This window comes from Halorubrum sp. F4 (assembly GCF_027257195.1).
Taxonomy (GTDB): Archaea; Halobacteriota; Halobacteria; order Halobacteriales; family Haloferacaceae; genus Halorubrum.
In genome coordinates this window covers 34,169-58,937 of record NZ_JAPDFS010000007.1, presented here as the reverse complement: position 1 = coordinate 58,937, position 24,769 = coordinate 34,169, and the positions used below count along the sequence as shown (strand labels likewise).

Genomic DNA, 24,769 nt, shown 5'->3' with positions numbered 1-24,769 from the left:
CTATCGCACCACCATGGACCGGGGCTCAACCGGTGCATACCCACCCCGCACATATGATCACACGGGCAGTCACCATCGAAGACATCGATGACCTGTACCTGACGTGGAACAGCCATATCAACGGGTCCGCCCTCTACCGCCGCGCCCTCCGAGATGAGATGGAGCTTCGCGACGTTGACCCTGACGAGCTTCGAGATCTCTTCGAACGGGCTCGCGAACAGGGCTACACGAAAGACGAGATCGTCGACGAGACCAACCGCTACGCTGATCTGAAAGCACTCGTCGACGACGCAGAGGAGTAACCCGCTATGTCACAGGACAATACGCCCTCCGAGACGGCTTCGAATCGCCCCGACAGCCAGTCCACGGCATCGAGTAGGCTTCCCAGGCAAGCTATGTTCATCGTCGTCGCCCTGAGCCTGTTCGCTGTGGGACCCGCCGCCGCACAGACGAATGCCGTCTGTAGTGCGGACAACCTTCCCGGCATGATCGAGGGTTTCTTCCAGCTTACCACGGCGCTAGGCATTGTCGGCCTCGCAGTCGTGTGGCAGGCTGACTCCCTTATCGAGATGTTCACGATCACGCCCGAGCAGAAGAAGGGCCTCAAGCGGCACAAACGGTCGGCGATGAAGTCCGCGGTCGTCCTCGTCGCCCTCGGCCCACTCTACACCGTCGCTGGGTCGATGATGAACCTCCCGCTGGCGCAGTGCGTCGACCTCGCCCCCTGGTAGGCGACTACCACCCCCGTCGCGAGCCCCCATGACACAACGAGAGCTCTCCGTGCTAATGGCCGCCCTGTTCGTGACGAGCCTAGTCACAGGTCTCGTCACTGCAAGCCCGCCACGGCCAGGCACGGAGGGGAATGGCCTCACAGAAAATGAATCAGCGACGCTGTGGTCTCGCGACGCGGACAACTACATCACCCAAGAGGAGTACCAGCAGCGCTACGGCGAGAGCCGGACCGCGATGCACCAGCTCGCAAACGGGACGGACATCACGTTCACGCGCCCGCCGGCGACAGCTGCAACGTGGACGCGAAACGACTTCGCTGATCTCGAAGCCGGTGGGTCGGATACGTCCGTGCATCCGCGCCACGCGTCGCTCGAAGATGGCGTGTTTATCGAGGACGCCCACGCCACGGTATTCGCAGTGCAGCCGTCGACGCGAGGTCACTTGGAGTCGGGTGATACGCCGCTCTATATCGCGCCGAACGGCACGATGCGGGGGCTCGTCGACTATCGCGTTCGCGTCCCGAACGGCAGCTCTTCGGGGAACACGACGATCGAGTGGTCGCTCGCGAGCAACGAGGTCGAGGAGGTTCGATTGCAGAAGGACGGCGAAACCATCGTCGAGCGTGACGGCTCGCACACGCCGGCCCTCGACTACCAGATCGAGGATGACTGGAGTGCAAACCTCACGCTTGAAGCCGAGATCAGCGTCCGGCTGAAGAAGACCACGCGAATCGACCGAGGCGACGAGACCGATGTCGAGGTCACGTACCGAACCGAATCGCTCAACGTCTCGGATTCGATCGCCGTCGAGATCTACGACCTCTCAGCGTACCCCTACTACGCCGAGTATCCCAATGGTGACGCCGGTGTGGCCATTTTCCAGTCTCGACCGTGGCAGGGGTACACGCTGACGGAGAATGGAAGCGCACGAGTGCGTGGCGTCTGGCGGTTCTACACCGCTCGGAACTCCAATTGGGATACCCTCGTCAGGTCGAACCGGACCGACAGCGCCACCGTCGAGTCTGACGCAATTCCCGTGTACGTCCATGCATATCCATCGCGGATCGGCCCGAGGGCTGAACCAGTTCGCGATGGCCCAGAGATCATCGACACCTGGGGCATTGACCGACCGTCTCCGGTCGGCACGCTCGGTGAGAACATCAACATCGACATCGTCAACCAGTCGTACACGACGACGTACGGTGTTGCGGTTCGCGCGGAGAACGTCGACCGCAACGCCCTCCAAGTAGCGGGGATCGTACGGGGCGTGAACGCCTCGATTGTGGCACCTGACGCTAGCTCAGAGCGGCAGCTCCGGCGCAGTAATCTGACTGTTGAGGTGCTCCAGCAGAACGAAAGCCAGGCCACACTCCGCATCGAGCTCCGGGATAACGAGACCGGCGCACCAATCGTGCTCAGCGATCCCGACCGACGATATCCAATCGGCGGGAACACTCGCAACGGGTACATCACCATCGCGGAGCAACGTGTTGAGACCAACGCCTCCGGGGTAGCGATTGTGACGATCGACAAGCCGGGTATCTACACGGCTCGGTACCATCCGGGTTCGTGGCTCGGGCACGACCCCGCATACGTGAGTGCGATGGCAACTGCTCGCTGGCACCCGCTTGGCACCATCGACGGTTGGTTCGCGTTCATTTTCGAGGTCGGCTGGCAGCTCATCCCGTTTGTTGTGATGTTCTACGCTGGCAAGCGACTTCTCCGAATGCTCGGTCCAGAAGACATCTTCCAACGGAACCCGTAGTCATGACTAGAAACCACCCACACATCAGTCGGCGAACCGCCCTCCGAACAGTCGCAGGTGCTGCCCTCATGAGCGTCGCTGGCTGTCTGAACGACAATGGCGGTTCTGGGACGCCTGGTGACGGAACGACCTCTCCAGATGGCAAAGGTCCACTCACGCGTATCACTATTGAGGGAACAGCACTCGTCGTCGAACTCTCCGAAGAGGCCGACGTCGACCAGGTCAACCTCATCCAACCGAACGGCGAGTTATTCGGGAAACGTGACGTAGCCGCGGGTGCTCAGCAGGTCTCGTTCGAGATCGGCACCGCGTATGCGCCCGGTGAGTACCGCGTACTCGCGTTGAAAGGCGAGGAGACAGTAGTTGAGACCACGACTGAACTCCGTCCAGAGATCCAGATACAGGATGTCGGACTCTATCGGAATAACCCAGATAAGCCGTGGGACGAAGTCTATGGTGAGAGCGAGACAGACCGGATCAAGAATGGCGAGGCATTCGTTACGGTAGAGAACACAGGAAGCGGTCCGGAAGCGATAACTGAACTAATCTTCTCCGGGGACGTTCCCAATCCAATTGAGAACCCCAGAGGCAGTGGAATGCACGAAACCGACCGGGTAGTAGTTTCCCCCGGCGAGACGGCCGACCTGTTCAGTAGTTCGTTTCCGTTCGGTACAGAAACTGAGGACGGGATGGGATGCTCCCCAGACGGGAATAGTGGCCAGTTTACTGTTATCGTTGAGACACGGGTCGGTGGAAATCAGGTCTCAAGCACCTACAACGTTCAATACACTGGTTCCGACGATATGACTGATTGTGAGGTCACGATCACTGAGGTATAACGATGGTCGATCTCATTGATGTCGTCCTTGAGGGTATCAAGGGCGTCGTTGAGTGGTTCATTGGGCTGTTCATGGACGGTCTCAGATCAGGGTATGAAACTCTGACTGAGGGAATGTTCGGGACACCTACTCCAGAGACGAACGGAGCTTTTGTCTTCGGTGAACCGACCAATGCACCCTGGCCAGCGATTCACGATGCTCTCATCGGCGGCGAAATCATGCTAGTTGCCCTCTTGCTCCTTGTGATGAGCGTTCAGGGCCGTCACACGGTTCGGATCTTCAATATTGGAAGTACCTACGAAGCCCGAAAAACGAAGAAAACGGCCTGGGTCGGTGCTTTTCTAATCATTACGTGGTACTGGATTGGGACTCTCGCGCTCTACCTCGTTGACGGATTCACTATCGCCCTGATGCCGGAGCTTTCCTCGGTTACGGAGGCGATGATTGGATTCTTGGAAGTATCTATCACAAACCCAGGGCTGGGATTATTGTTTGCCGTGATTGGTGGAATCTCGATGTGGGCGTTGGAGGCGCTGTTCTACATCCGGATGATTCTGCTGTATGTCTACCTGTACGGAATGCCGATTGCATTTGCACTGGCCTACGGAAATATTCCGGTCGTATCCGATATCGCGATGGGGTTTTGCAAACGGTTTGTCCCGTTGGCTGTCCTCCCGCTCCCGGCAGCGATGGTCCTCAAGGGGTACGACTTGATCTACGGCGGTGGGACGCTCACGCCAGGAACAGCGTTCCTCAAATATCTCGTCGCTGCGTCCCTCCCGCTGGTCGCCCTCTACATCACGTGGAAGACGTTCAAATACGCGACTCCGCTGACGGCCAAAGTCGTCGGCGGTGCAACGAAAGGCGCAGCACTCGTTGGCGGTGTCGCCGCTGGAGCCTACGTCGGTGGCGCCGGCGTCGCGACGACCGCCGCTCGATGGGGGCCGAAAGCCGCCGCTGGCCACGCCGTCGCCCAAAAAGCGGCTGCCCGCGGTGGGCATGGAGGAGACGATGGCGGGACGCCATCGTACCGTCGAACAGAGAATGACCCTGGTGGAGCGACAGCGGAATCGGCGAGTGACGACCGTGGGATGGAGTTTGATCGAGGAATCCACTAACAATGTCAGCAGATCAAGACGCGGCCGCACGGCGCATCATGGATCAGTTCGGCGAGGAGAGCCGCATCCCGTATCTCAATATCGAGGAAGGGGACGTCGGCATGCTCATCGCCTTCCCCATTATTGGGCTGTTTATCGCGGGCCTCACCGGGATCGAATCACTGGCTCTCCCGTTCGTTGCTGGCGGGCTTGGCTTTGGCGTTGCCGTCATCTACGTCTCACCAACCCACCAGAACGCCTGGACGTGGACCAAAGACGTCTATCGGTACCTCAAACGGCCTCAGGTCACGTTCAGTGCGCCCGCCAACGCCGACACGGGTACCAACGAGTCAGAGCGCAACGAGGGCGGACTCGCGAACTACACGCCGTTCAAGCCGGACGAGCGAACGCAGGATCTCACCAACATCAAGCGAGCGTGGCCGGGCGCTGGTGCTATCCAGCGTGAAGACGGCTCGATGGAGGCATTCATCGAGATCGATCCGGCCAACATGGACTTCGCAATGTCCGACGACTGGGCACAGCTGCAAGACGCCGGAGAAGAGTTCGCCAACAAAGAGCTGGACTCGAAGCTCAAACTCCACGCCACAACCCGTTCCTTCCCGGTCGAGCAGATCACCGAGACCATCGAGGAGCGCCTCACTGACGAAGACGTTACGGAGAACCCGATCTTCCGGGAACTCCTCGAAGAATATCGGGAAACACGGCCGAAGGAGATGCGTGACCGGGGCATTCAGCAGGTCCGGTACTACATCGGCGTTGAAGTCAGCCCGATAGAAGTGTACGACCGCTTCCGCGACGAGGGCACCCCCGCCGAGAAGCTGACCCAGTTCCCCGTCATCGGGTTCCTGTTCAACCCGTTCGTCACTCGCCGCGAGGACCTCACCGACGTCGAACGTCGTGCGCAGATGTTCGAGAAGCTCGACAGTCGCGTGAACGACGTTCGCTCCGAGTTCATCCAGCAGGCGTCGGGGTGGTCCGCACGTCGACTCAGCACGGTCGAGCTGTTCGTTCTGAATATGGACTTTTGGAACGGCCGCGAACATGACTACGACGAGGCGGAACGTGTCGTTCGCGACCAATCGATCATCGGCCACTCGCGCCGGGAGGACCCACACGATGCGTAATGTGATCCTCCAGACTGATGGTGGCGCGCTTGGCTCCGTCACCGGGTGGCTCCAGAACCTGACACCAGCAGAGAGTGCAGTACTAGCCCTTGCAGTAGGTCTCGGCCTTGGCGTCGGCGGTAAGTACCTCTGGGACCGCTTCACTGCGGATGATGAACCAGACGTGGACTTCACCGATATCCTCGACGAGGAGACACTCGAAGAAGGCGAGGCCGAACGCAAGCTCCTCGACGACATCTCCGAGTCGCACAAGACCGTCACCGCGCCCGGAGCTGTCGAGTGGGAAACGCGAGCCGCACGGGTCGGCGAGCAGTGGACGACGACACTGTACATCGCTAACTATGCCGACTATCCCAACGACGGGTATCTGAGCGACCTCTTCGAGATGACCGACGTGCAGTTCGATCTGACGGCCCACATCACGCCGAAGAACCAGGAGCGGGCCCGGAACGAACTGCAGGACATCGCGGACGACCTCCAGGTCGATGCTGACCTCGAACAGAGTATCCGGAGCGCGTATCTCCAAGAGCGCGCCAACGAGGCCGCAGCGACGTACAAGGCTGTCGAGAACGGCGCGAACGTCTTCGACCAAGGGATGTTCATCACGGTCCGGGCCGACGAGAAAGACGAGCTCAGAGATGCCGTCCAGAAGGTCAAGAGCGCGCTCCGCGACGATCCGGCGAACCTCACGCCGAAGACCGCAATCTGTCGGCAGGATCTCGCTCTCCAGTCCGCCGCACCCATCGGCGACAACGAGTTCGGGCGGACATCGATTGCGCTCGGCGGCGCCGTCGGCGCGTTACTCTCCTCGCCGCACAACGCGACGATTCTCGAGGAGGGCGGCGTCGAGTTCGGGATTCACAAAGACAATCAAAGCCCCGTGGTCATCGACCCGTTCGCCCGGGACAACGGGTACGCGATGTTCACCGTGGGCGATACCGGCTCGGGGAAGTCGTTCAGTTCGAAGCAGAACTTCATCCGTTCCATCGAGCAGAGCAAGGACCGCATCGGCATCATCCTCGAGCCGTTGAACAACTGGGCAGGAGTCGCCGAAGCGCTCGATGCCAAACGCATCACGGTCGGCGGGACACTCGGGCTGAATCCCTTGGAGATCCGCGAGACACCCGAGCACGTCCAGCGGGCGATGGGTGAGGACGCGAGCCCGTTCAACGAGAAGCTCGACGACGCGATGAGCTTCCTTACCAACTTCTTCGCGCTCCGCGGGATCTCGCTGGGTGACCGCCGGACGACACTGGAACTGGGTCTCAAGCGAGCGTACAAGCGTAACGACATCACCGACGACATCTCGACGCACGGCAACCCGAGTCCGACCATCCGGGACATGATGGACGTCTTCGAGGACATGGTCAACGATCCCGAGGAGTTCGTTGTCCGATCCGACGAGGAGGCCGGGAAGATCAAGGAGGATGCGACGTGGCTCCTCGACCAGCTCCGCCCCTTCGAGGACGACGGTCGCCACGCCAACCTCGGCCAGGAATCCGACTTCGACATCCGGGACGAGAAGGTCATCTATCTCGACCTCGCCCAGCAGGAGGGGAGCGTCGACAGCAGTACGGCGCTGACCATGCAGCTGCTCATCTCGCTGGTCTACGAGCGAGCGAAGGTCTCGGAGAAGGAGGTCGTGTTCTACATCGACGAGGCCCGCTACATCATGCAGGACGCCGCGAGTCTGGCGTTCCTCGAAACGGTGTTCCGGCACCACCGCCACCACGACCTCTCGATCCGACTGGTCACGCAGACCGTCGACGAGTTCTTCGAGCACGCCGAATCTGAGGCCATCCTGGACCAGTGTGCGGTCAAGCAGTTCCACCGCCTCGACGGGATGGACAAGGAGTGGGCCGACGAGTTCGGGCTGAACTACGCGCAGATGCGGTTCGTTCAGGACGCCGTTCCTGGCAACGAGGACGCCGGTTTCTCCGAGGCCCTCGTGGGCGTCGACGGCGAGTGGCGCGGCATTCAGGTCAAAGCGATGCCCAAGGAGAAGCAGGTCATCGACTTCGAGCCAACCGAGCAACGGCGAGACTCACTCCCGGGGACTGGTGAGAATGCTGTGGACGCGGAGGTGCAGGCGTTCCAAGACGATATTGAAAGCCGAGCGACCGACAACGGACAACGCCCACCTGAGCAGACGCCAGCAGAGACTGATGGTGGCGCAGCGGGAGGTGACGGCGATGCGTGAGTACCTTCGCGTGACGCCAACCTCCGAACGGCTCAATCCGGAGCGTCTGCCGCAGGCACTGGAGAGCCTCCACAAACTGACCTCCACGGACTCGACAGGGCTAGCTGACAAACTCAATCCGCTACATAGCGACACACCGCTACGCTTCGAATTCCTCGCGCTCAGCGAGGGGAAAGATGACCTCGTCGAATTCTACTACGGTGCCGACGACCATCTGGATACCCTTGAGAAGCGGCTCCGGTCGGTCTATCCCGAGACGTTCGACATCGAGCGTACCGAGGTCGACATCGCATCCCGACTCGTACAGCCTGTCGAATTCGACCGCGAGACATTCGTCGAGCACTATGAGGCGGGCGACCTCCAGTACGAATTCGACCCTGACGAGCAATACGAACGTGGCACTGACGACAACAAACAATCGGGGCCAGGGGACGCCGAATCGGTCGCGGATGGAGGAACGGTCGGTGACCAGTCTGCCGACCACATCATCGAGATCGGCGATACTGCCCTCGAACTCGCCCCACCAGATGCGATTCCCGAGGATGAGCCACTCACGACGCTTGCCAAACCAACGGTAACATCGGAGGGGACGATACTCGCGCGGCCAGCGACCGAATCCGTCTCCCCACTCGGCGTGCGGTGGCAAGGGTCGGCAACTCGGAAGCAAGACTGGATGACCTCACTCTCGCCATTTACTGCAGACGACGAAGCGGAACTCCCAGCCGTCGATCAGCCAGGAGGTGCGCTCGCGTCGCTCGTCGACCACCTAATGGAGGCGACAGCACCAGTAGCATTCCAAGTCGTCTTCCAGCGACGCGAGAGCTGGCAGTCCGATGCCGACCTTCGCAAGGAGGACGTCATCGACGGCCGAGACACACTCGCTCAGGAGATTATTGGCTCCCTCTTCGAACTTGACGATCAGCCGGAGAACCGGGACAGAAACCAGCTGAGCGACGCGGTTGCAAAACGTGTCGCAGCAATCGAGGCGAAAAATCCGAAGCGGTCGTTCACCGCGAACATCCGAGCAGTCGGGATTCCATCCGGTGGTAACGGTCGCGATGATCTCGATGAGCGGATACAGTCACTTGTCCCAGTATTCGACCCGCTTGACGGGCCGTACTACCAGGTTGCAGCCGAACGAATACGTGACAGCGGCTTGCGGGCAGCCACAAAAGAACGGAACGCACGAGCGGCGCTGCAGCGGCTCTTGGATCGTGAGATCACGACCGGTCGTGGGACGACCCGACCGGAGTTCGTCCTGAGTGGTCGAGAACTCGCGCACTTCGTACTCGTCCCCTCCTCGGAGCAGCTTACTGTCGAGGGGGCACGTGGGACGCGTGCGGAACAGCAGAGTCGGAATCCGTTGCCCCGTCCGCACCAGGACCTTATGGGTGAGTTCCGAGACGGGATGGCAATCGGGTATGCCCTCGACGACACCGGCGAGGCCGAAGACGTGCCGACACACATTCCACCCGGACTGTTGCCCACTCATTACGGCCGGTTCGGAACAACCGGCTCTGGGAAATCGAAAGCCCTCATCAACGATATGCTGTCGCTGTACGACAACACCGAGGGGCCGACGATCCTCATCATCCCGAAGAACGACGATATGGCCCAGAATTATATGCGAGCTCACGCGCGTCGGTTCGGAATGACCGACCTCGAAGAGAACGTCGTCCACTTCCCAATCCCGGACGTCCTCCCCGGGTTCTCGTTTTTCGATCTCGAACCGTCGATGGAGAGCGGACGGCGCCGCGAAGACGCCGTCCAACGGAAGGCCGACCACTACGAAGAGATTTTGAAGCTCGTGATGGGAACCGACCGCTACGAGCGGGCGACTGTGGCCCCGACTCTCATCAAGACACTCATCAAGGCCCTGTTCGACGAGGAATACGGCCGTGAAAACGGGCTGTACCGAGCGTCGACGGACTATTTCGCCCACCGACAGCTCGAACACGTCGTCGACCAGCTCTGGGAGGCCGGGCCACCGAACGAAAACATCGGCAACGCCCCACGGTCGAGCGACGAGGAGGTCACGCGGACGATTCGACGGCAACTCCAGTTAGATCCGAACACCTTCGCGAACGTGATGGGTGGTGTCGGAAACCGCCTTGCGTACATTTCACAGGATACGCACCTGCGGCAGATCTTCAACAATACCGAGAACCAGTTCGACTTTCGGGATGTCCTCGATGAGGATACGGTCATCCTCTTCGACCTCGGCGACCTGCGCGACGACGCCGCCCGGATTATGACCGGTGTGATCCTGACGAATCTCGATGCGGCCCTCAAAGATCGCAAACAGGCGCTCTCCCAGCACCCGGACGACTACGTCGTGAACTTGCTCGTCGACGAGGCAGCGTCGGTCGTGGTCTCCGACATCATGAACGATCTCCTCGAGAAAGGGCGGGGCTTTCGCCTCTCTGTTGGTCTGTCGATGCAGTTCCCCGAACAGATGGAGGCTGAAGGTGGGCGGAAGATCTACCTGAATGCCCTGAACAACATCGGCAGTTCGCTCATCGGGAAAATCAACGTCGACCGGGAACTGGCACGAGCGATGGCCCACGAAGAAATGGACCCTGCGGATTTCGCCAATCGGATTCGTTCGTTGCCGCGCGGAGAGTGGATCGCCAGCCTGCCAAGCCCGACGTTCGGTGAAACGGGGCCGTATCCGTTCAGTCTCGAACCCCTCCCGATCCCACCGGGCCACCCCGAAAGCGAAACCCCGCTCACTGAGCGTGAAGAGGAGCAGTTCACTGAGACGCTCTCCTCGATGCACGAGCACATCAGTGACGAACACGGCGTGCCGGCCGCAACAGACGCCTCAACAACGAGAACACCGACCAACGAACACGAGGTGCTCGATATCGCGAGCGACGACCTGGACGTCGCGATTGCGACGGTGGTCCGGAGTCTCCAGCTTCGAGAAGGATGCCGTGAGGAGAACGGCTGGGTGGCCGTCGAAGCAGTCGACGACGAACTCAGACGACTCTTCGACGACGTTGACGCCGAGCCGCCGTCGTATGATGCACTCGCGGACATCCGAGAACGATCACGATACCTCGATACGACCGTCGATATCGACGCCGACGAGCTCCGCATCCGGCTCACTGACGCCGGAGAGGATGTCTCGACACCCGATACTGGTAGCGTGCAGGCCGCTGGTGGGAGTGCCCACGACGCAGCACTCCTCCAGATCGAAGAAGAACTCACCGCACTCGGTTTCACCGTCTCGATCCTCGCACAGGATGGCAGCGAGAAACCTGACGCGAGGGCGAGCCACCCCGACGTTGCCGACCGATTCGCCATCGAAGTCGAAACGACGACGCCCGACAATCCCGCGAAGGTACTCACGAATCTCCGGAAGGCCCAAGCAGCAGGGGATATCCCACTGTTTGTCGTTCGACCAGGAAACGACGAAACTGAGTGGGCCAAGCGTGTCGACGGCATTCTCACGCCACCCATCCGCACCCTTCAGAATGACGAGACGCGGTTCTACACAACTGACTCGAATCTCACGTTCAACGGCGGGGCAACCGAAGAAGGTGGAGTGACGGCCGTGCGACCGGCGACCGACGACGAGAACGGGACCCAGAATATCTGGCAGCGTGATGGCGCCGAGATCGTCCTTCGTGATGCCAGCGGGACGGAACACATCCGCCTCCCGTCGCTTGAAAAACTCTCGAAGGACCGTGTTCCAGCCATCTACAGCTACGACCACGCTGCCGACGAGTACGTGGTATACGAGCACGGTGAGCAACACATCTACGAGACGAAATCGAAGTTCGAGGACGACTGGGTGCGTGTCAAGAAGCCATTCGTCCCCGAAGCCGAACTCCCCGTCCCAGATTACACACGTTCGACGTACGGCATCGTTATCCTTCACGATGAAGCGGAATCGGTTGTGTATGAAGACGGTGAGAAGCGGCCACTCTCGACAATCACTGACGAGTCGCTCCGTCCGGTATCGCCCGAATCAGCGGCCGCTGACGAACCACCCAGTCAGACCGACCAGGCCGATGAGAAAGTCGAGGAAGACCAATCGCCACCGTCGTTCGAAGCGTTTGTCGACGAATATCTCGTCGAAGACGCGGATGAAGCCGTGCCGAAAGACGATGTATTCGGTCTCTACAACGACTGGGCAGAGGCACACGGCATCGACGATCCGCTGAATAAGAGTTGGTTCACCCGGAAGCTCAACACCCACATCAAGGTGGACTCCACGAAGAAGCGAATCGACGGAGAACCCGTCCCGCATTACACTGGTGTCCGCATCCGATCTGAAGAGGACTTTCAGCCATGAAACGGACGTACACGCTCCAATTCCCGATATCATCGGGACTTCTTGAGACCTGTTCCACCCAAGCTGAATCATGACCTCATCCAATCAAACTCGAAGGTCGGAAATCACCCGACGGCGGCATGTTCCACCCAAATCCTCAATGGGTGGAACACCAACGAACCGAGCGAAATGGGTGGAACACGCTCACGTCCAGCGATTTTTAACCTGCTATAGCGGGTGTTCCACCCAACAACCAACTAAGATAGAACGGGGGGTCCCCGTTGGGACCAAGGGATTGGATCGCGACGTACAGCAGAGAGCGTTCTGTGCTGGCTCAGAACCAGTGAGAGCCATGCGAGGTGCTACGTGAGGATGAGTGACCCTATCGTCAACGAGCCGGAGGCGATTCCGGAGACGTTACGCGAACGCGACCAGTGGGTGTGCTGGCGCGAGGAGGAGCGAGACGGCAAACCGACGAAGATTCCGGTGACGCCAGGGGCTGGGGGGTTCGCGTCAGCAACAGAGTCGGAGACCTGGGCGAGTTTCGAGGCAGCACTCGACTACAGCGAGACAGAGCACGCCGATGGTATTGGGTTCGTGTTTACTGACGACGATCCCATCGTCGGCGTCGATCTGGACGACTGCCGCGACCCGGAAACCGGCGACGTCGACGACGCAGCGCTGGACATCATTGAGCGACTCGACTCCTACACCGAGGTGTCACCGTCCGGTACCGGCTATCACGTTCTCCTCAGGGGTGAACTCCCGAAGGGCCGGAATCGGCGAGGGAGCATCGAACTATACGACACAGCACGCTTTTTCACCGTCACTGGCGACCACGTCGAGTGGACACCAACGCGCGTTGCACGCCGGCAGGACGCGCTCACAGCGATTCACCGCGAGTACGTCCAGGACACAGAGCGTGACACAGCCTCCGAGTCCGAACAGCGTGATGGCACTGACGCCCGGTCACCGACGACCGACGCAGCCGACGTCGACGTCGACCTCGAAGACGAGGACCTCCTCGAAAAAGCGCGAAACGCATCGAACGGCGAGAAGTTCGAGCGGCTCTGGAACGGGAATACGGTCGGCTACGACAGTCAGTCCGAGGCCGACATGGCTCTGTGCTGTTTGCTTGCATTCTGGACCGGCGGCGACCAGACGCAGATGGATCACCTGTTCCGCCAGTCGGGACTCCACCGCGAGAAATGGGACGAGGTTCACTACGCTGACGGGTCGACCTACGGCGAGAAGACCATCGAGCGAGCGATTGCGACCACATCGGAGTTCTACAACCCGGACGCCGGCGACGACGCCGCAGATCCCCACGGCACACCTGACGAGGTCACAGCTGGCGGGACACCTGACGAGGCAGACCGGAGTCGTGCATACCTGACGGAGAAAAACCGACTGTTGAGCGAGCGCGTCGACGAGCTCGAAGCAACACTCGAACAGAAGACGGAGCGGATCAAGACTCTCGAAGCAGAGGTCGAGCGGCTCACCGGCGAACTCGCAACCCGTGACCGGGAGACTGCGCAGTCTCACGAGGAAGACTCCGGTACTGCGAGAGAGACCGATGACGATTCAGAATCACCCTCTATGTTGAGTCGATTCTTCGGTGGCCAGTCCGAGTAGTAGCGCCGCATCACCTTCATCCGAGAAGCCCTCCCTCGAGAGTTCTGGTTCCGCGAGATAGAAGTATTAACCAACGTTCTCGCTATATTGCGCTGTTTGTTGGTTAACTACGCTCAATCTCGCCGCAAAATGGGAGCTATCGCAGGATACTGTTGTTCGGGAAACTATTCCTTGAAGTAAGAACTATATCCTTAGACCTGCAATTCTGAGTATGTCCGAGACAGACGCCGCCGATGGGCCACCTCCCTTTGAGGATGCGTTCGCCAGCGACGACGTCGAACAACGCATCTACGGCACCATCCTGCAGACCCGCGAGCCGACGACGGCAAGCGCGATCGCCGACAGCGCCGACTGTGACCCCAAGACCGCCCGAAAGTATCTGGGCTGGTTCGACGATCTCGGCATCGTTACCCGGCACGACGGCCACCCAGCCACCTACGAGCGTAATGACGCGTACTTCGAGTGGCGACGCATCAACCAGCTCGCAGCCGACCATTCTGTCGAGGAACTCCAGGACCGCGTTCGTGAGCTGACGACGCGCATCACCGAGTATGAGGAGGCGTACGACGCCGCGTCACCGGCCGTCGTCGACGCCGTCGCCGCCGCGGAAGCCAGCGACGAACGGACCATCGACGACGTGTACAGCGACCTCGCCGACTGGGCGACCGCCCGCGAGGAGCGTGACCGCTACGAACGCGCACGCCAGCAACGCACGGGTGGCGAGCGCGAACAGGCATCCGGGTAACCCGCTCGATGGTGCCACCGACAGGCGATGGCGGGAGCCCCGCCCCCATCGATCGCCCCATCCTCGAGTTCCTTCAGACACGGCTCCAAGCCACCGGACAAGTCTCCCGAGCGGCCATCACGGATGCAAGTGGCCATCTCGAGCTTCAGGTCGTCTTTGCATCATCGTACTACCCAGCGCCCGTTGACGAAGCAACCCTGACTATTCGCTGGTACACGAACGACGACTTCAAGATCCACTATCGAGAGACTCATTCGGAGCACACCTGGGAATGCCGATGGGATCGGCATCCGAACCCCCACAATACGCGCGATCACTTCCATCCCCCGCCCACCGCCCCGACGCCCGGTGACGATGACTCCTGGCCGACCGATCATCGTGATGTCCTGCGACTCGTCCTCGACGAGATTGAAGACCGGATCGCAGTACTGTGGAACGAATAAGCGACTGCCCCCGCAGTGGCGTTTATCGCGCCGACCAAGGGTGACGGCGCTCAGCGCGATGGGCACCACCAGGAGAGTCGTCGTGGTGTCCAGCCTGGAGTCAGCTGAGTGCAGTCACAGGTGAATCCATGTCTACGTTTAGTAACTCCGAGACAGCGAGTGCATCGCCGTCAGAAAACCACACGAGCCCACCCCGAGAGACCGAGGACACAGAGCCACAGAGATCCTGGCCAGACGATACGAGCAGCGAGGATGGAACACCAACGCTCAGGATGGACCAATGTCCGGAGTGTGGGAACCGTCGCTTCGTCTCAAAACTCCTCGTGTACGAGATCACAGGCTACGACGAGGGCGGCGAGCAAGAGTTCCGCCGCCAGCACGTCCGGGCAGAGTTCGAATACACCTGCAGCGAGTGCCAGACGACACTCCGGACGCTTCCCGCAGATCGCCGCGATTACTACGACGAAGTCGCGGTCCTCGAAACGGAACGGCGGGCAGCCCTCCGTGATCAACTCCGCCAGCTGGGGCAGCAGTGCTGGCGGCGTCTCGCAGCGCGAACGACGTGGCTGGCACTCGGACTCGTAATACTCGTGACCGGCCTCGTGATCGCACTCTAACAGTCCGAAAGAAGAGAGCCTCCCCGCTATCGACTCTTGCAATCCGCCGAAATACGCAGTGTGCCATCGACGGTGGAGAGCTAGCCCATCAGCAGCAGGAGAGGAACGGGTTCGGCGTACGTGCCCGGGAAGAGCAGGGCGCAAACGGCCGGGCGAGCTGGCCGCACGTGATCGTCGTTCGCGCCCGCAAAGGGGCGAGGCGCGCTCGAAGCGCGTCCAGTGAGAGCTTCCATGACTGGACCTGATATCCTCGACGATACGACAGACGACTACGAACGACTCGAAACCGAACTCGTTGCCCAGGACCGGGATGGGGCCCGGGTCTCGACGGCGGACGTCGACGAGCGGAGTGCCCGCCGTCTCGTGGGTGATCTCATTGAAGACGATGTGGTGACGCCGGTCCCCGACCAGCGGGTCCTCGTTCACGGGCCGAGTGGCGAGGCCTTCGACTCGATCACCCAGCTCGCCGTGTTCCATCGCGGATGGAGAGCCGCCAGAGACGCGGAGGACAACTGATGCAACAGACGCTTTCCGGGTGTGCGTTCTGCGAGACGCTGCCAGGGTCAGAAATGGGCGAGGCGCATACGTGGGGGCAGGACGAACGGGTCACCCACCCAATCTGTGTCGACTGTGCCGTCCAAGAACGGCCGGATCCCGAGGAGCACGATCACCACGCCTGCGACGGGTGTGGGCTCGTCGTTGACACGCTCGCAGCGCTCACCCGGTTCCGTGTGGAACTGGGGCACCTCGAAGGCCCGTTGCAACTGTGCGAGCACTGTAGTCCAGGGGGGCTCGCAACGTACTGGACGCGTGATCTCGAAGAGCATCTCGTAGCCGAGTGACGCTCGACCGAGTGACGCTCACATCGTACACACGAAAACGGCTAAGTGCGTTGGCTCACAATGTACACATTATGAGCACCGATAAGAAGCGCGTGCAGTTTCGGGCCCCCGATCGGCTCATCGACCGGGCCGACGCACTGGCCGCAGTCCTCGGGGAAGACCGAACAGACGTCCTCGTGACCGCGCTTCGGGAGTACCTCCAAGACGCCGCTCACGACGACGCACTCACCCAGGAGATCGCTGCCGCCTATTACGACGATGAGATCACCTTCGAGCAACTCAAAGCGCTCGTCGGCGCCGAGGAGGCGGCAAACCTCCGAGTGTTGAAACAGCAACTGGACGAGGACTTCGTCGACGAGGTCGCCGACGCTTAGATGTCGCGGCTTATCGCAGACGCCTCCGCCCTCGTGAGTCTCGGGATCGTTACTGACGACGATCCTGATCCACTCGCACTCTGTCTCTCCCGGTACGAGGTCGTCGTCCCAACGGCGGTCATCGATGAACTCCGAGAGATCGCCTCCTACGATGACGTCCATGGCCACGCCGCGTCCGCCGTCCTCGACCAAACGGAGTCATTCACGACACAGTCGGTGGACCTCGATGCCGAGTTTCCGCTCGATGACGGTGAGAACGCGGCGGTCACGCTCGCGAACGATCTCGATGCTGCACTCTTCCTCTGTGACGAGTTCAACCAACTTGGCTTGATTCACGCCTCACTCGCTGATACCCGACTCGTCACGACACCGACGCTACTCTCGGTTCTCGTTCGAACTGAACACCTATCAGCTGCCGATGCCCGGTTGCTCCTCGATGCGATCAGTGACGCCCGTAGCTGGGGCGCGAACAGTTACGTGCAGCGAGCTCGCTCATTGCTCGAAGAGCCCTGACACCATGGAGGATCCTTCGAAGTGATTTGGAATGTCCGATAACGACGCTCTCTACGACGTTTGTGAACGAACGAAGAATCCCGAGCACGCATCAGTTGATGACGTGGTCGAACTCATCCTCGAACGCGCACAGCATCCCCGGACGGAGCACCGGGACGCGCATCTTGACGAGATGATGGCTACTGTCGTCGATAGGTACGGGACCGGCCCCGTCCGAACCGTTATCCATCGCATCCTCGTCGACCACCACCCCTTTCGGACTGCTACGCATGACCTCGAGATGCGTAACGTCGACGGTGTTCGTATCGGGACAGCAGCCGGCCAGTTCCTTACAGAATTGAACGCGCAGCACGACGATTGAAATACAGTTTCTGAAAGCCCTCGGCCGCTCGGCATCCCGCGACCACCGCTGCGCTCCTCGTGCCTGTGGTGCTTGCGGGGTCGGGGGACGACCGAGACGGCCTCGCCCTTTCTGAGTCCGCCAGGACGGTAGCTGGATCGCCGAGTGTCGCGGCCAGCTGGACAGGTGTGTACGTGACGGCCCGCCCCGCTCGCCGCTGCCGCCCTCCGCGTCGCTCGCGACCGACCATTCCGGGCGTGCGGGCGCTCTCCGCACCGCCCGCGCCCGTTCCGGGCTAAAATGCATGTGCCCTCGGCGCCAGCGGGTATCCCCGTCGGTTGCGCCCCTTGCGGGCTTTCGCGTTCCAGCGCTTGGTGCCGCCTGCGCTGTCGCGCGCCACACCGCGGCGCGCGTTCTCGACGACAGTCGCTCTGGACACGAACCCGCACATCGGGCCGGACACGAGCGGGCATATCCCGCTGGCCGCTCGCTCCGGGCGGGTCGGCGCGCGGTGCTGGATGGTCGTCCGCCTCGGGCGCGCTCTCGCTCGCGCCCACAGGGCGCTCGCGAAGGCGCGAGCGAGAGCGCGCAGACGAGTCTGTCGGTCGTTGTCGTCGAGGAAATCCGCGATGTTGTAGCATCGCGGTGTCGGGCGCGTGAGCGCCTTCGTCGGAAATCACCTGTGAGTGATTCCAATGTCAAGTAAGAACGTCACCACGGATGTAGTTTCGGTCGATGAACAGGCTTTCGAGAAACACGATGACGTCGAGGTCGACGAGGACGGTTTCGAGGTCGTCGACGAGACGCCGGAGTTCCGGGCGACGGTCGACATGGAAGTGCAGGCGAAAGTCGATTCCAACCATCCGGACGCGCGGGTCGAGGAAGGTCCGGATCACCTGTTCGGGAAGACCCTCGAACAGGAAGAGCGCATCGAGGCCCGGGAAGCCGAGCTGGAGCACATCAGTGCCCAGGCGGAACTCAGTAAGCAGGAGGGACGCGCGAAGCGGACGCGGGAGGTCGTCGTCGAGCAGTGTGGCCGGGACGAGCCCGAACCGGTGGAGCGCACGGATCCCCGAGAGAAGCTGACGCAGGAGGAACTCGCGGCGGTGAACAAGCAGGCGATGCGGATCAGCGACGAAGTACAGGGCGGCTGGTCGAGAGCGGTCGTCGCGAAGCAACTGGCCGAGAAGGTGCAGCGCGGGCGGGACGTCACGAAGGCGGTGCTGGAGACCCTCGAGGAACTAAAGGCGGCGCCGGGGGCGATCGTGCCCATCGCGGACGTGCCGGACGTCCCGGTCGGTGAGGTGACGGTCGAAGGCGAGATAATCGAACTCTGGTCTCCCAGCAGTAGCGCCATTCAGCAAGTCGGGCTGATAGCGGATGATAGCGGGAAAATCAAGTTCACCTGCTGGGAGAAATCACAGCAGACAGTGGTGCGTGAAGGTCAGACAGTGCGGTTTCGGGCAGCAGCCAAGAACTGGTACGAAGGTCGGTGCTCAATCGCGCTGACTGGCTGGTCGGATATCCACTTCCCGGAGCGCGGCCGCTGGTGGGAAGCATAGCCTGCTGACGTAGTCTTCTTTTTTCTTACGCGCCGGACCGACCCAGACCCCACCGCCCCACCCTCCGCTCCGTGCTCGCGTCGCTGCGCGCGCAGCCACGACCTTGAGCTGACATTCCACGAACTGTGGCTGGGGTCGAGAGATCCAGCGAGTGGTTCGGCACGGTCTATCTTGCGCCCGGAGGGGTACGGGCGCGACAGTATCGCGTCCTTGAACCAGCTATGTCCGAGGATACGAACGAGTACGTATGTGAATTCTGCGGGGAAGACTTCGAAACGGGCAGCAAGAAAGCCGGACACATCTCGTGGTATCACCGCGATGATCGCCAAGAAGAGGACTTGATAACTGAACTCCAACGGCTTGCCACCGAGAAAGGCCACCCGCCGGAGATGAGCGAGATGAACACCGGGGGAGAATACTCGCGAAGTACGTATCTGAGCCACTTTGGAACGTGGAATGACGCTCTACGGGCAGCAGATCTCGAGGTCAAACGCCCCACGAACGTCCCAAAAGACCAGATTATCGAAGCTATTCAGGCGCTTGCCGATCGACTCGGCCATCCACCAACGGTCGACGAGATGAACAACCACGGGAAATACTCGCGGAAAACTGCCAGCAAGCGGTTTGGAAGCTGGAACGACGCCCTACGGAGTGCTGGGTTCGAACCACATAATGAGGAAATCCCACGAGAGGACCTTCTTGCAGAGATTCATCGACTCACTGAGGAACTCGGTCACGTCCCAGCAATTGCTGATTTAGACGAACACGGACAGTACTCGATCAAGGGCTATCTTCGAGAGTTTGGTGGGTGGGATGCAGCAATCACGACCGCAGGCTACGAGCCACATACCCCGTATTGTGGCTCTGATCATCCGCGGTGGGTCGGTGGAAAAGAGCGGGATCGCTTGTGGTATGGTCCGAAATGGAGTCAGCAGCGTGAAAGAGCGGTACAACGAGATGGATTCGAGTGCCAGCGCCCGAACTGTGACCACACACGGGCAAGCCACCGAAACCAGTACGGACGCGACCTCCACGTACACCATATTGTCCCGCTGCGGTCATTCAGAGACGAAACCGGTGAGATTGACTACGAACAAGCGAATGCACTCGATAATCTAGTCACCCTCTGCATCGAGCATCACGCTCGATGGGAGCAAATTTCACCACTACAACCCGATGTTCGCCATTCATAGCCAGCCATTCACGTCAGCACTTTCCTTATCCGCTAATCCACCACCAACGGTTGATTAGGACGAATTCGTAGTCCGTGGTGTTTTTTGAGCCCTCAGAAGGGCGGAGGGCGATACAATTTGTCCTCCAAAAATCAGTTATGAGTGATCAGCAGACAACGACAAGCCGTGAGCGACTGCGAATGCATCTCGTGCAGGCCCTGACCCGTACTGAATCAGACGAGGTTGAGCACCATCTCAGGGCTGCGCTGGAGGAATGGGAGAACCAACCACCAACACCGCTGCAAGAGTGCCCCGTCTGTGAGAAATTCGGTTTGCCAGAGCGGATTCGACAGCACTCATGCGACATATAATAGTACCAGATTTGATCAATCCAGTAGAACCGTCTAGCTGGTGCTGGGGCGAAAACTGCATCGAGTACGAAAGAATCAATTGAGTATCTAACTAACCCCCAAACATGGGTCCCGAAGTTTGGTTCATCCTCCTCCTGTTCCTGCTAGTTTCAGTACCCGTGTTTGTCGGTGTAGTCGCATTTATCAATCGCGCTACTGGCGGCGGGAAGGAAAATGAGATAGAGGAACTAAAACAGCGGGTAGAAGAACTTGAATCTAAGCAGGACTAACTATCGGACTCGATAGTATTTCTGCACTGGCAAGAGTAGTCGAAACTAAACAGAAAGAGGCCAATTATTCATCTATTGAATTCTCCCTCGAATTCCCAGAATGCGGCCGCTGGTGGGAATAGCCGGGGCGACGCCCCCTTTTTTTGCTGGTGTGTACGCAGTCACCGCCACCTCCCACCACCTCCACGGTCCGGGCTGCTCACGGCGCTACGCGCCGTTGCGCGGCCGGGCTTTCGCCACCGCAGTCCATCGGTGTCAGCGCCGTCCTCCGTGGTGTGTATTTGCCCCCCTGATGGGTGAGGGGCATTCCGAGAGGCGCGATTTGCGTGTATCCCCTCGTGTGTATTCATGGCAACCAGAGACATCTACGAGACGGCGTTCGACGAAGACGTCCAGACGGAATCGAGTGCGAACCAGTGTCCCGAGTGCGACGGCCGGGTCACCACCAATGCGATTGAAACCATCTGCGAGGACTGTGGGCTGGTCATCGACGAGCAGCGGATCGACCACGGGCCAGAGTGGCGAGGGTTCGACGAAGACGAACGGGAGCGAACGGGCGCTCCGTTGACGGCGGCACGACACGATCGAGGGTTGTCGACGGAGATCGGCCGCGGGACCGATGCGAACGGGAACGAACTCTCAGGACAGAAGCGACGGCGGCTCGCTCGGATGCGGCGTGAACAGACCCGTGGGCGGTTTCAGTCGAAAGCTGAACGCAACCTCGCACACGGGCTTAGTGAAGTCCGCCGGATCAGTAGTGCGCTCGAACTATCCGAGACGATCCGTGACCAGGCCTGCCAGCTATTCCGCAGCGCTCAGAACGAGGATCTCCTGCAGGGCCGCTCAATCGAGGCGATGGCCGCCGCGAGTGTCTACGGAGCGTGTCGGTGCAACGGGCGGCCGCGAACGCTCGACGACATCACCGAGTCGGCGCGCGTCGAGCAATCGCGGGTGACGAACGCATACACGACGCTGAATACGGAACTCGGCCTGCCAGCCCAGCCCGTGACGCCGAGTGCGTTCGTTCCGCAGTTGGCCTCGGAGCTCGACGTCTCCGATCAGATCCGGCAGCGGGCTCGGCAGTTGGCGGAAGCATCCGAATCGACCGGAGCAACAACGGGGGTTCGGCCATCCGGATTCGCTGCAGCCTGTCTGTACAAGGCCGGACGCGAAGACGGAATGTGGCTCACCCAGTCAGACGTCGCTGACGTTGCGAACGTCTCGGTGGTCACCGTGCGGACCCACCGCGATGCGCTGGACGAACTGGCTGTCTAACGCCCACACTGCTGATTTTCGGTTGTATGTCTGTAGGCTGATTGATGTGAGAGCCATTATTTAAACCCGAAGACGAAGCATGATACGGCCAGATCACTCTATGACCGACCAGTACGCCGACTACGAAGCCCTCCGACCGCTCGGCGAAGCGACCCACGTTCCCGACGACCAACTCGCCAGTAGTAGTGGTGAGCTCCGGCGGCAACGCTCTGGTGGCGTCGACGCAGGCTATCCAGACGACCCGACAGCAGCTGCGACCGAGTGCGATTCCTGTGGAGCGTCGATCCCCGCTGGCCAGTCGAAGTGCCGGTTCTGTCTCACGAACCATCTCGAAGCAGCCGACGAGCAGGGCACGTCGAATGCCGAACGGACTCTCCTCCACGTCATCCAGCTGCTCGTTGAGGCGTCGACGTTCTACGGCGCCGTCGCGAAGGGATCTGCTGCGGCCACCCTCCTCGCGAGGGCAGATGATGACCCAGTAGTCGATGACTGCAAGCTAATCTATGATCTCGACGAAGAACCGGCCCCACAGCTTGTCGATCAGTGGCCCTCGCTCCCCTCGGCGACACGGGTCACGTCTGAATGTGGTAATCAGCTGCTCGCGGCTGCTCGTGAGCGGACGGCGTGGACAGAGACGACGCAGTCCTGTCACGACGGCGAGCACACGACGTTCCTCTACGAGGAAACCGGGAGTGGGGTTCACTCCGAAGATCGTCTTGCAAGCCTACGTGAGGACGCAGACGACGACCTCTGGCTGGTGCCGGCGATTGCGCTCCAGGAATCCGTTGGCAAGACCGATACCGAACAGCCACGACGCGAGCGCCCAAACAGAACTCACCTCGAGTGTCGGGAGTGTGATCGGGAGACTAAGCATCGATTTCGCGAATTCGAGGCTATCCCCGACGACGAGTGGACCGGGCAGCCCATGTGGGAGTGTCAGCGGTGCGGGACACCTCGCTATGGGCCCGAACCCGAAGCCGGTCAATAGAGACGGTGACAGTTTAACCAACTAATCCCGATATCGATTCGTCCTGTTGGTTAATTGGAGACTAGTTCGAGATCACTCCCGGACCGCCCCGCTGACTGCCCGCCGGTGTTTTTTCGCGCCGTAAATTGGCGGAGGCGCACACATGGACCCACGAGACACCCCAGGCTATCGACTCCACCGCGCGCTTAGCAGCCTCTCCAGTATCGACGCCGACCAATTGGGGCCCGCTGATCGAGAGCGAATTAGCACCGCGACGACGCTCCTCGAGCAGGTGGATGTTCTCACCCAACCGAATACGACGAGGGACGGTGACGCTAAAGAAGAATCCTGACAGCACGACGCGTCGGCAACGCAGTATCCTGTGGCCGTCACAGCGTGAGCGGTTGTTCGCCCCCTTGAAGGGGTGCGGGGGCGCGAGACCGCTCCCGAGAACAACCCATGGCAACACTCCAAGCCGCAACGACATCGACCGGCGCGCTCGTATCGGATCCACAGGCAGTCCGCGAACTCTGTGAGAACCACTGCTTCGGGACGCTCAACTGGGAGGTGGACGACGACGGCGAACTGATCATCTGGGGCTACGACAGCTTCGACGTGTACGAGGCTCGTGAGAACGGGCTTCCTGACTACGACGGTGGCATCGTCACCCACGAGTTCCTCCGGTCGCTCGCAGAATATCTCGAACCGGACGAAGAATTCGACATCCAGACAGCCGGATTTACCAAGTGCCGCTTTCCCGTGCTGGCCAAACGGTACATCATCCGCGACGGTGAGGTCCTGTACGCGGACCTCAGTTTCCCCGACCCGATCGACGAGTAGCGTTGTTCGTCCCCCGGGAGGGGTGCGGGGCGATCCAGTCGTGGGTCGTCCTCCGAGGTGATTGTTCAATGGGCCACCGCGCACTCGTTGCGTACGAACGAACTGACGGACAGTACACGCTCCACTACTCTCATTGGGGTGCAGCGAATCTCAAGCTCAAGCACCGAATATCGGCTGAAACACCGTTCGGTGGCGACGACACCGACTCGAAGTGGGCGAAACAGCTGCTGGCGGAACTGGCCGATGGCCTCGAGGTAGATGCCGTCGATGGCTACCTCGCCGGTGAAGATCGCCCGTCGACGGTCGTCGAGCCGAAGCCCTGCGCCACCGGGCTTACCCTCGACGAGATCGTCGCGGACCATCTCGACTATCTCCACCACGAGGCGTTCTTCGTGGTGTCGACGACATTCGAGGTAGCCGCCTACCGGACACTATGGTTCGGCCTCCAGTACGACTCGGAGACAGTCGAACAGGGAGAGACGGTCGGGAACGGCGCGCTCGCGACGGTGCGCTGGTACGACGGCGAGCCGGTCGGCGACGGCCACCTGCAGGGACAGTTCGCGGCCCTCAAAGACGTCGTCGGCGATATGCTCGACAAGGGTGTGTTCACCCAGTCGACCGCTCGCCAGTACCTCACACAGAAGCTCGGCGAGTGGGTCGGCGAGCGCCAGGAACTGCGCATCCCTGGTGGTGAATCACCGTCGAAAACTGCGTCAGTCGACCGATTATAACGCCAATCCCTTTC

At 60.6% G+C, this 24,769-nt stretch carries 25 protein-coding genes; all 25 read left to right on the top strand.

Features of this window, described 5'->3' with window-relative positions:
• Positions 1–53: 53 nt before the first annotated feature.
• The 25 genes from OKW78_RS14005 (at position 54) to OKW78_RS13890 (ending at position 24,755) form a co-directional block, all read left to right on the top strand.
• Positions 54–302: a hypothetical protein gene (locus OKW78_RS14005; RefSeq protein ID WP_049987855.1), complete on the top strand. Its 249-nt coding sequence runs from the start codon at positions 54–56 to the stop codon at positions 300–302.
• 6 nt (positions 303–308) lie between these two features.
• The gene (locus tag OKW78_RS14000; RefSeq protein ID WP_049987854.1) at positions 309–731 is read left to right on the top strand and encodes a hypothetical protein; all 423 of its coding nucleotides are present in this window, start codon (positions 309–311) and stop codon (positions 729–731) included.
• A 28-nt stretch (positions 732–759) separates the two neighbouring features.
• Positions 760–2,496, top strand: coding sequence for a hypothetical protein (locus tag OKW78_RS13995; protein ID WP_210113937.1), 1,737 nt, complete (start codon positions 760–762; stop codon positions 2,494–2,496).
• A gap of 2 nt (positions 2,497–2,498) precedes the next feature.
• Positions 2,499–3,335 carry a hypothetical protein gene (locus OKW78_RS13990; RefSeq protein WP_049987853.1) on the top strand — a complete coding sequence of 279 codons (837 nt, stop codon included), beginning with the start codon at positions 2,499–2,501 and terminating at the stop codon, positions 3,333–3,335.
• A 2-nt stretch (positions 3,336–3,337) separates the two neighbouring features.
• Positions 3,338–4,453 (top strand): hypothetical protein, encoded by a 1,116-nt coding sequence (locus OKW78_RS13985; RefSeq protein ID WP_092893807.1) that lies wholly within the window; start codon positions 3,338–3,340, stop codon positions 4,451–4,453.
• A gap of 2 nt (positions 4,454–4,455) precedes the next feature.
• Complete coding sequence (locus OKW78_RS13980; RefSeq protein WP_049987851.1) at positions 4,456–5,577, top strand: hypothetical protein; 1,122 nt, start codon at positions 4,456–4,458, stop codon at positions 5,575–5,577.
• Entirely contained in the window at positions 5,570–7,777 is a 2,208-nt protein-coding gene (locus tag OKW78_RS13975; protein WP_049987850.1) for a VirB4 family type IV secretion system protein, read from the top strand. Before OKW78_RS13980 ends, OKW78_RS13975 begins: the two co-directional genes overlap by 8 nt.
• A complete protein-coding gene (locus OKW78_RS13970; protein WP_245203387.1) occupies positions 7,743–12,080 on the top strand; it encodes a primase-like DNA-binding domain-containing protein in 4,338 nt (1,445 codons plus the stop codon). Before OKW78_RS13975 ends, OKW78_RS13970 begins: the two co-directional genes overlap by 35 nt.
• A gap of 351 nt (positions 12,081–12,431) precedes the next feature.
• Positions 12,432–13,694, top strand: a complete 1,263-nt coding sequence (locus OKW78_RS13965) for a hypothetical protein (protein ID WP_210113843.1) — start codon at positions 12,432–12,434, stop codon at positions 13,692–13,694.
• A gap of 211 nt (positions 13,695–13,905) precedes the next feature.
• Positions 13,906–14,439, top strand: coding sequence for a sugar-specific transcriptional regulator TrmB (locus tag OKW78_RS13960; RefSeq protein ID WP_210113842.1), 534 nt, complete (start codon positions 13,906–13,908; stop codon positions 14,437–14,439).
• Positions 14,440–14,447: 8 nt separating this feature from the next.
• Complete coding sequence (locus OKW78_RS17005; RefSeq protein ID WP_343771684.1) at positions 14,448–14,882, top strand: hypothetical protein; 435 nt, start codon at positions 14,448–14,450, stop codon at positions 14,880–14,882.
• 323 nt (positions 14,883–15,205) lie between these two features.
• Positions 15,206–15,499, top strand: coding sequence for a hypothetical protein (locus OKW78_RS13955; protein ID WP_281195721.1), 294 nt, complete (start codon positions 15,206–15,208; stop codon positions 15,497–15,499).
• Positions 15,500–15,730: 231 nt separating this feature from the next.
• Positions 15,731–16,015: a hypothetical protein gene (locus OKW78_RS13950; protein ID WP_122106709.1), complete on the top strand. Its 285-nt coding sequence runs from the start codon at positions 15,731–15,733 to the stop codon at positions 16,013–16,015.
• Positions 16,015–16,341, top strand: coding sequence for a hypothetical protein (locus tag OKW78_RS13945; protein ID WP_122106710.1), 327 nt, complete (start codon positions 16,015–16,017; stop codon positions 16,339–16,341). The genes OKW78_RS13950 and OKW78_RS13945 overlap by 1 nt, the downstream gene beginning before the upstream one ends.
• Before the next feature lie 71 nt (positions 16,342–16,412).
• Entirely contained in the window at positions 16,413–16,715 is a 303-nt protein-coding gene (locus OKW78_RS13940) for a hypothetical protein (protein ID WP_210113840.1), read from the top strand.
• The gene (locus OKW78_RS13935; RefSeq protein WP_079235407.1) at positions 16,716–17,228 is read left to right on the top strand and encodes a hypothetical protein; all 513 of its coding nucleotides are present in this window, start codon (positions 16,716–16,718) and stop codon (positions 17,226–17,228) included.
• Between the two features lie 31 nt (positions 17,229–17,259).
• Positions 17,260–17,589: a hypothetical protein gene (locus OKW78_RS13930; RefSeq protein ID WP_210113839.1), complete on the top strand. Its 330-nt coding sequence runs from the start codon at positions 17,260–17,262 to the stop codon at positions 17,587–17,589.
• A gap of 674 nt (positions 17,590–18,263) precedes the next feature.
• Entirely contained in the window at positions 18,264–19,130 is an 867-nt protein-coding gene (locus OKW78_RS13925) for a DNA-binding protein (RefSeq protein WP_210113838.1), read from the top strand.
• A 221-nt stretch (positions 19,131–19,351) separates the two neighbouring features.
• Positions 19,352–20,323 carry a homing endonuclease associated repeat-containing protein gene (locus OKW78_RS13920; protein ID WP_280921425.1) on the top strand — a complete coding sequence of 324 codons (972 nt, stop codon included), beginning with the start codon at positions 19,352–19,354 and terminating at the stop codon, positions 20,321–20,323.
• Positions 20,324–20,777: 454 nt separating this feature from the next.
• A complete protein-coding gene (locus OKW78_RS13915) occupies positions 20,778–20,942 on the top strand; it encodes a hypothetical protein (protein WP_210113836.1) in 165 nt (54 codons plus the stop codon).
• A gap of 348 nt (positions 20,943–21,290) precedes the next feature.
• A complete protein-coding gene (locus tag OKW78_RS13910) occupies positions 21,291–22,217 on the top strand; it encodes a transcription initiation factor IIB family protein (RefSeq protein WP_210113835.1) in 927 nt (308 codons plus the stop codon).
• Positions 22,218–22,317: 100 nt separating this feature from the next.
• Positions 22,318–23,205 carry a hypothetical protein gene (locus tag OKW78_RS13905; protein WP_210113834.1) on the top strand — a complete coding sequence of 296 codons (888 nt, stop codon included), beginning with the start codon at positions 22,318–22,320 and terminating at the stop codon, positions 23,203–23,205.
• Positions 23,206–23,347: 142 nt separating this feature from the next.
• Positions 23,348–23,536: a hypothetical protein gene (locus OKW78_RS13900; RefSeq protein WP_233340876.1), complete on the top strand. Its 189-nt coding sequence runs from the start codon at positions 23,348–23,350 to the stop codon at positions 23,534–23,536.
• A 107-nt stretch (positions 23,537–23,643) separates the two neighbouring features.
• Positions 23,644–24,024 carry a hypothetical protein gene (locus tag OKW78_RS13895; protein WP_210113833.1) on the top strand — a complete coding sequence of 127 codons (381 nt, stop codon included), beginning with the start codon at positions 23,644–23,646 and terminating at the stop codon, positions 24,022–24,024.
• 68 nt (positions 24,025–24,092) lie between these two features.
• The gene (locus tag OKW78_RS13890) at positions 24,093–24,755 is read left to right on the top strand and encodes a DUF6735 family protein (protein ID WP_210113832.1); all 663 of its coding nucleotides are present in this window, start codon (positions 24,093–24,095) and stop codon (positions 24,753–24,755) included.
• The last annotated feature ends 14 nt before the right edge of the window (positions 24,756–24,769 follow it).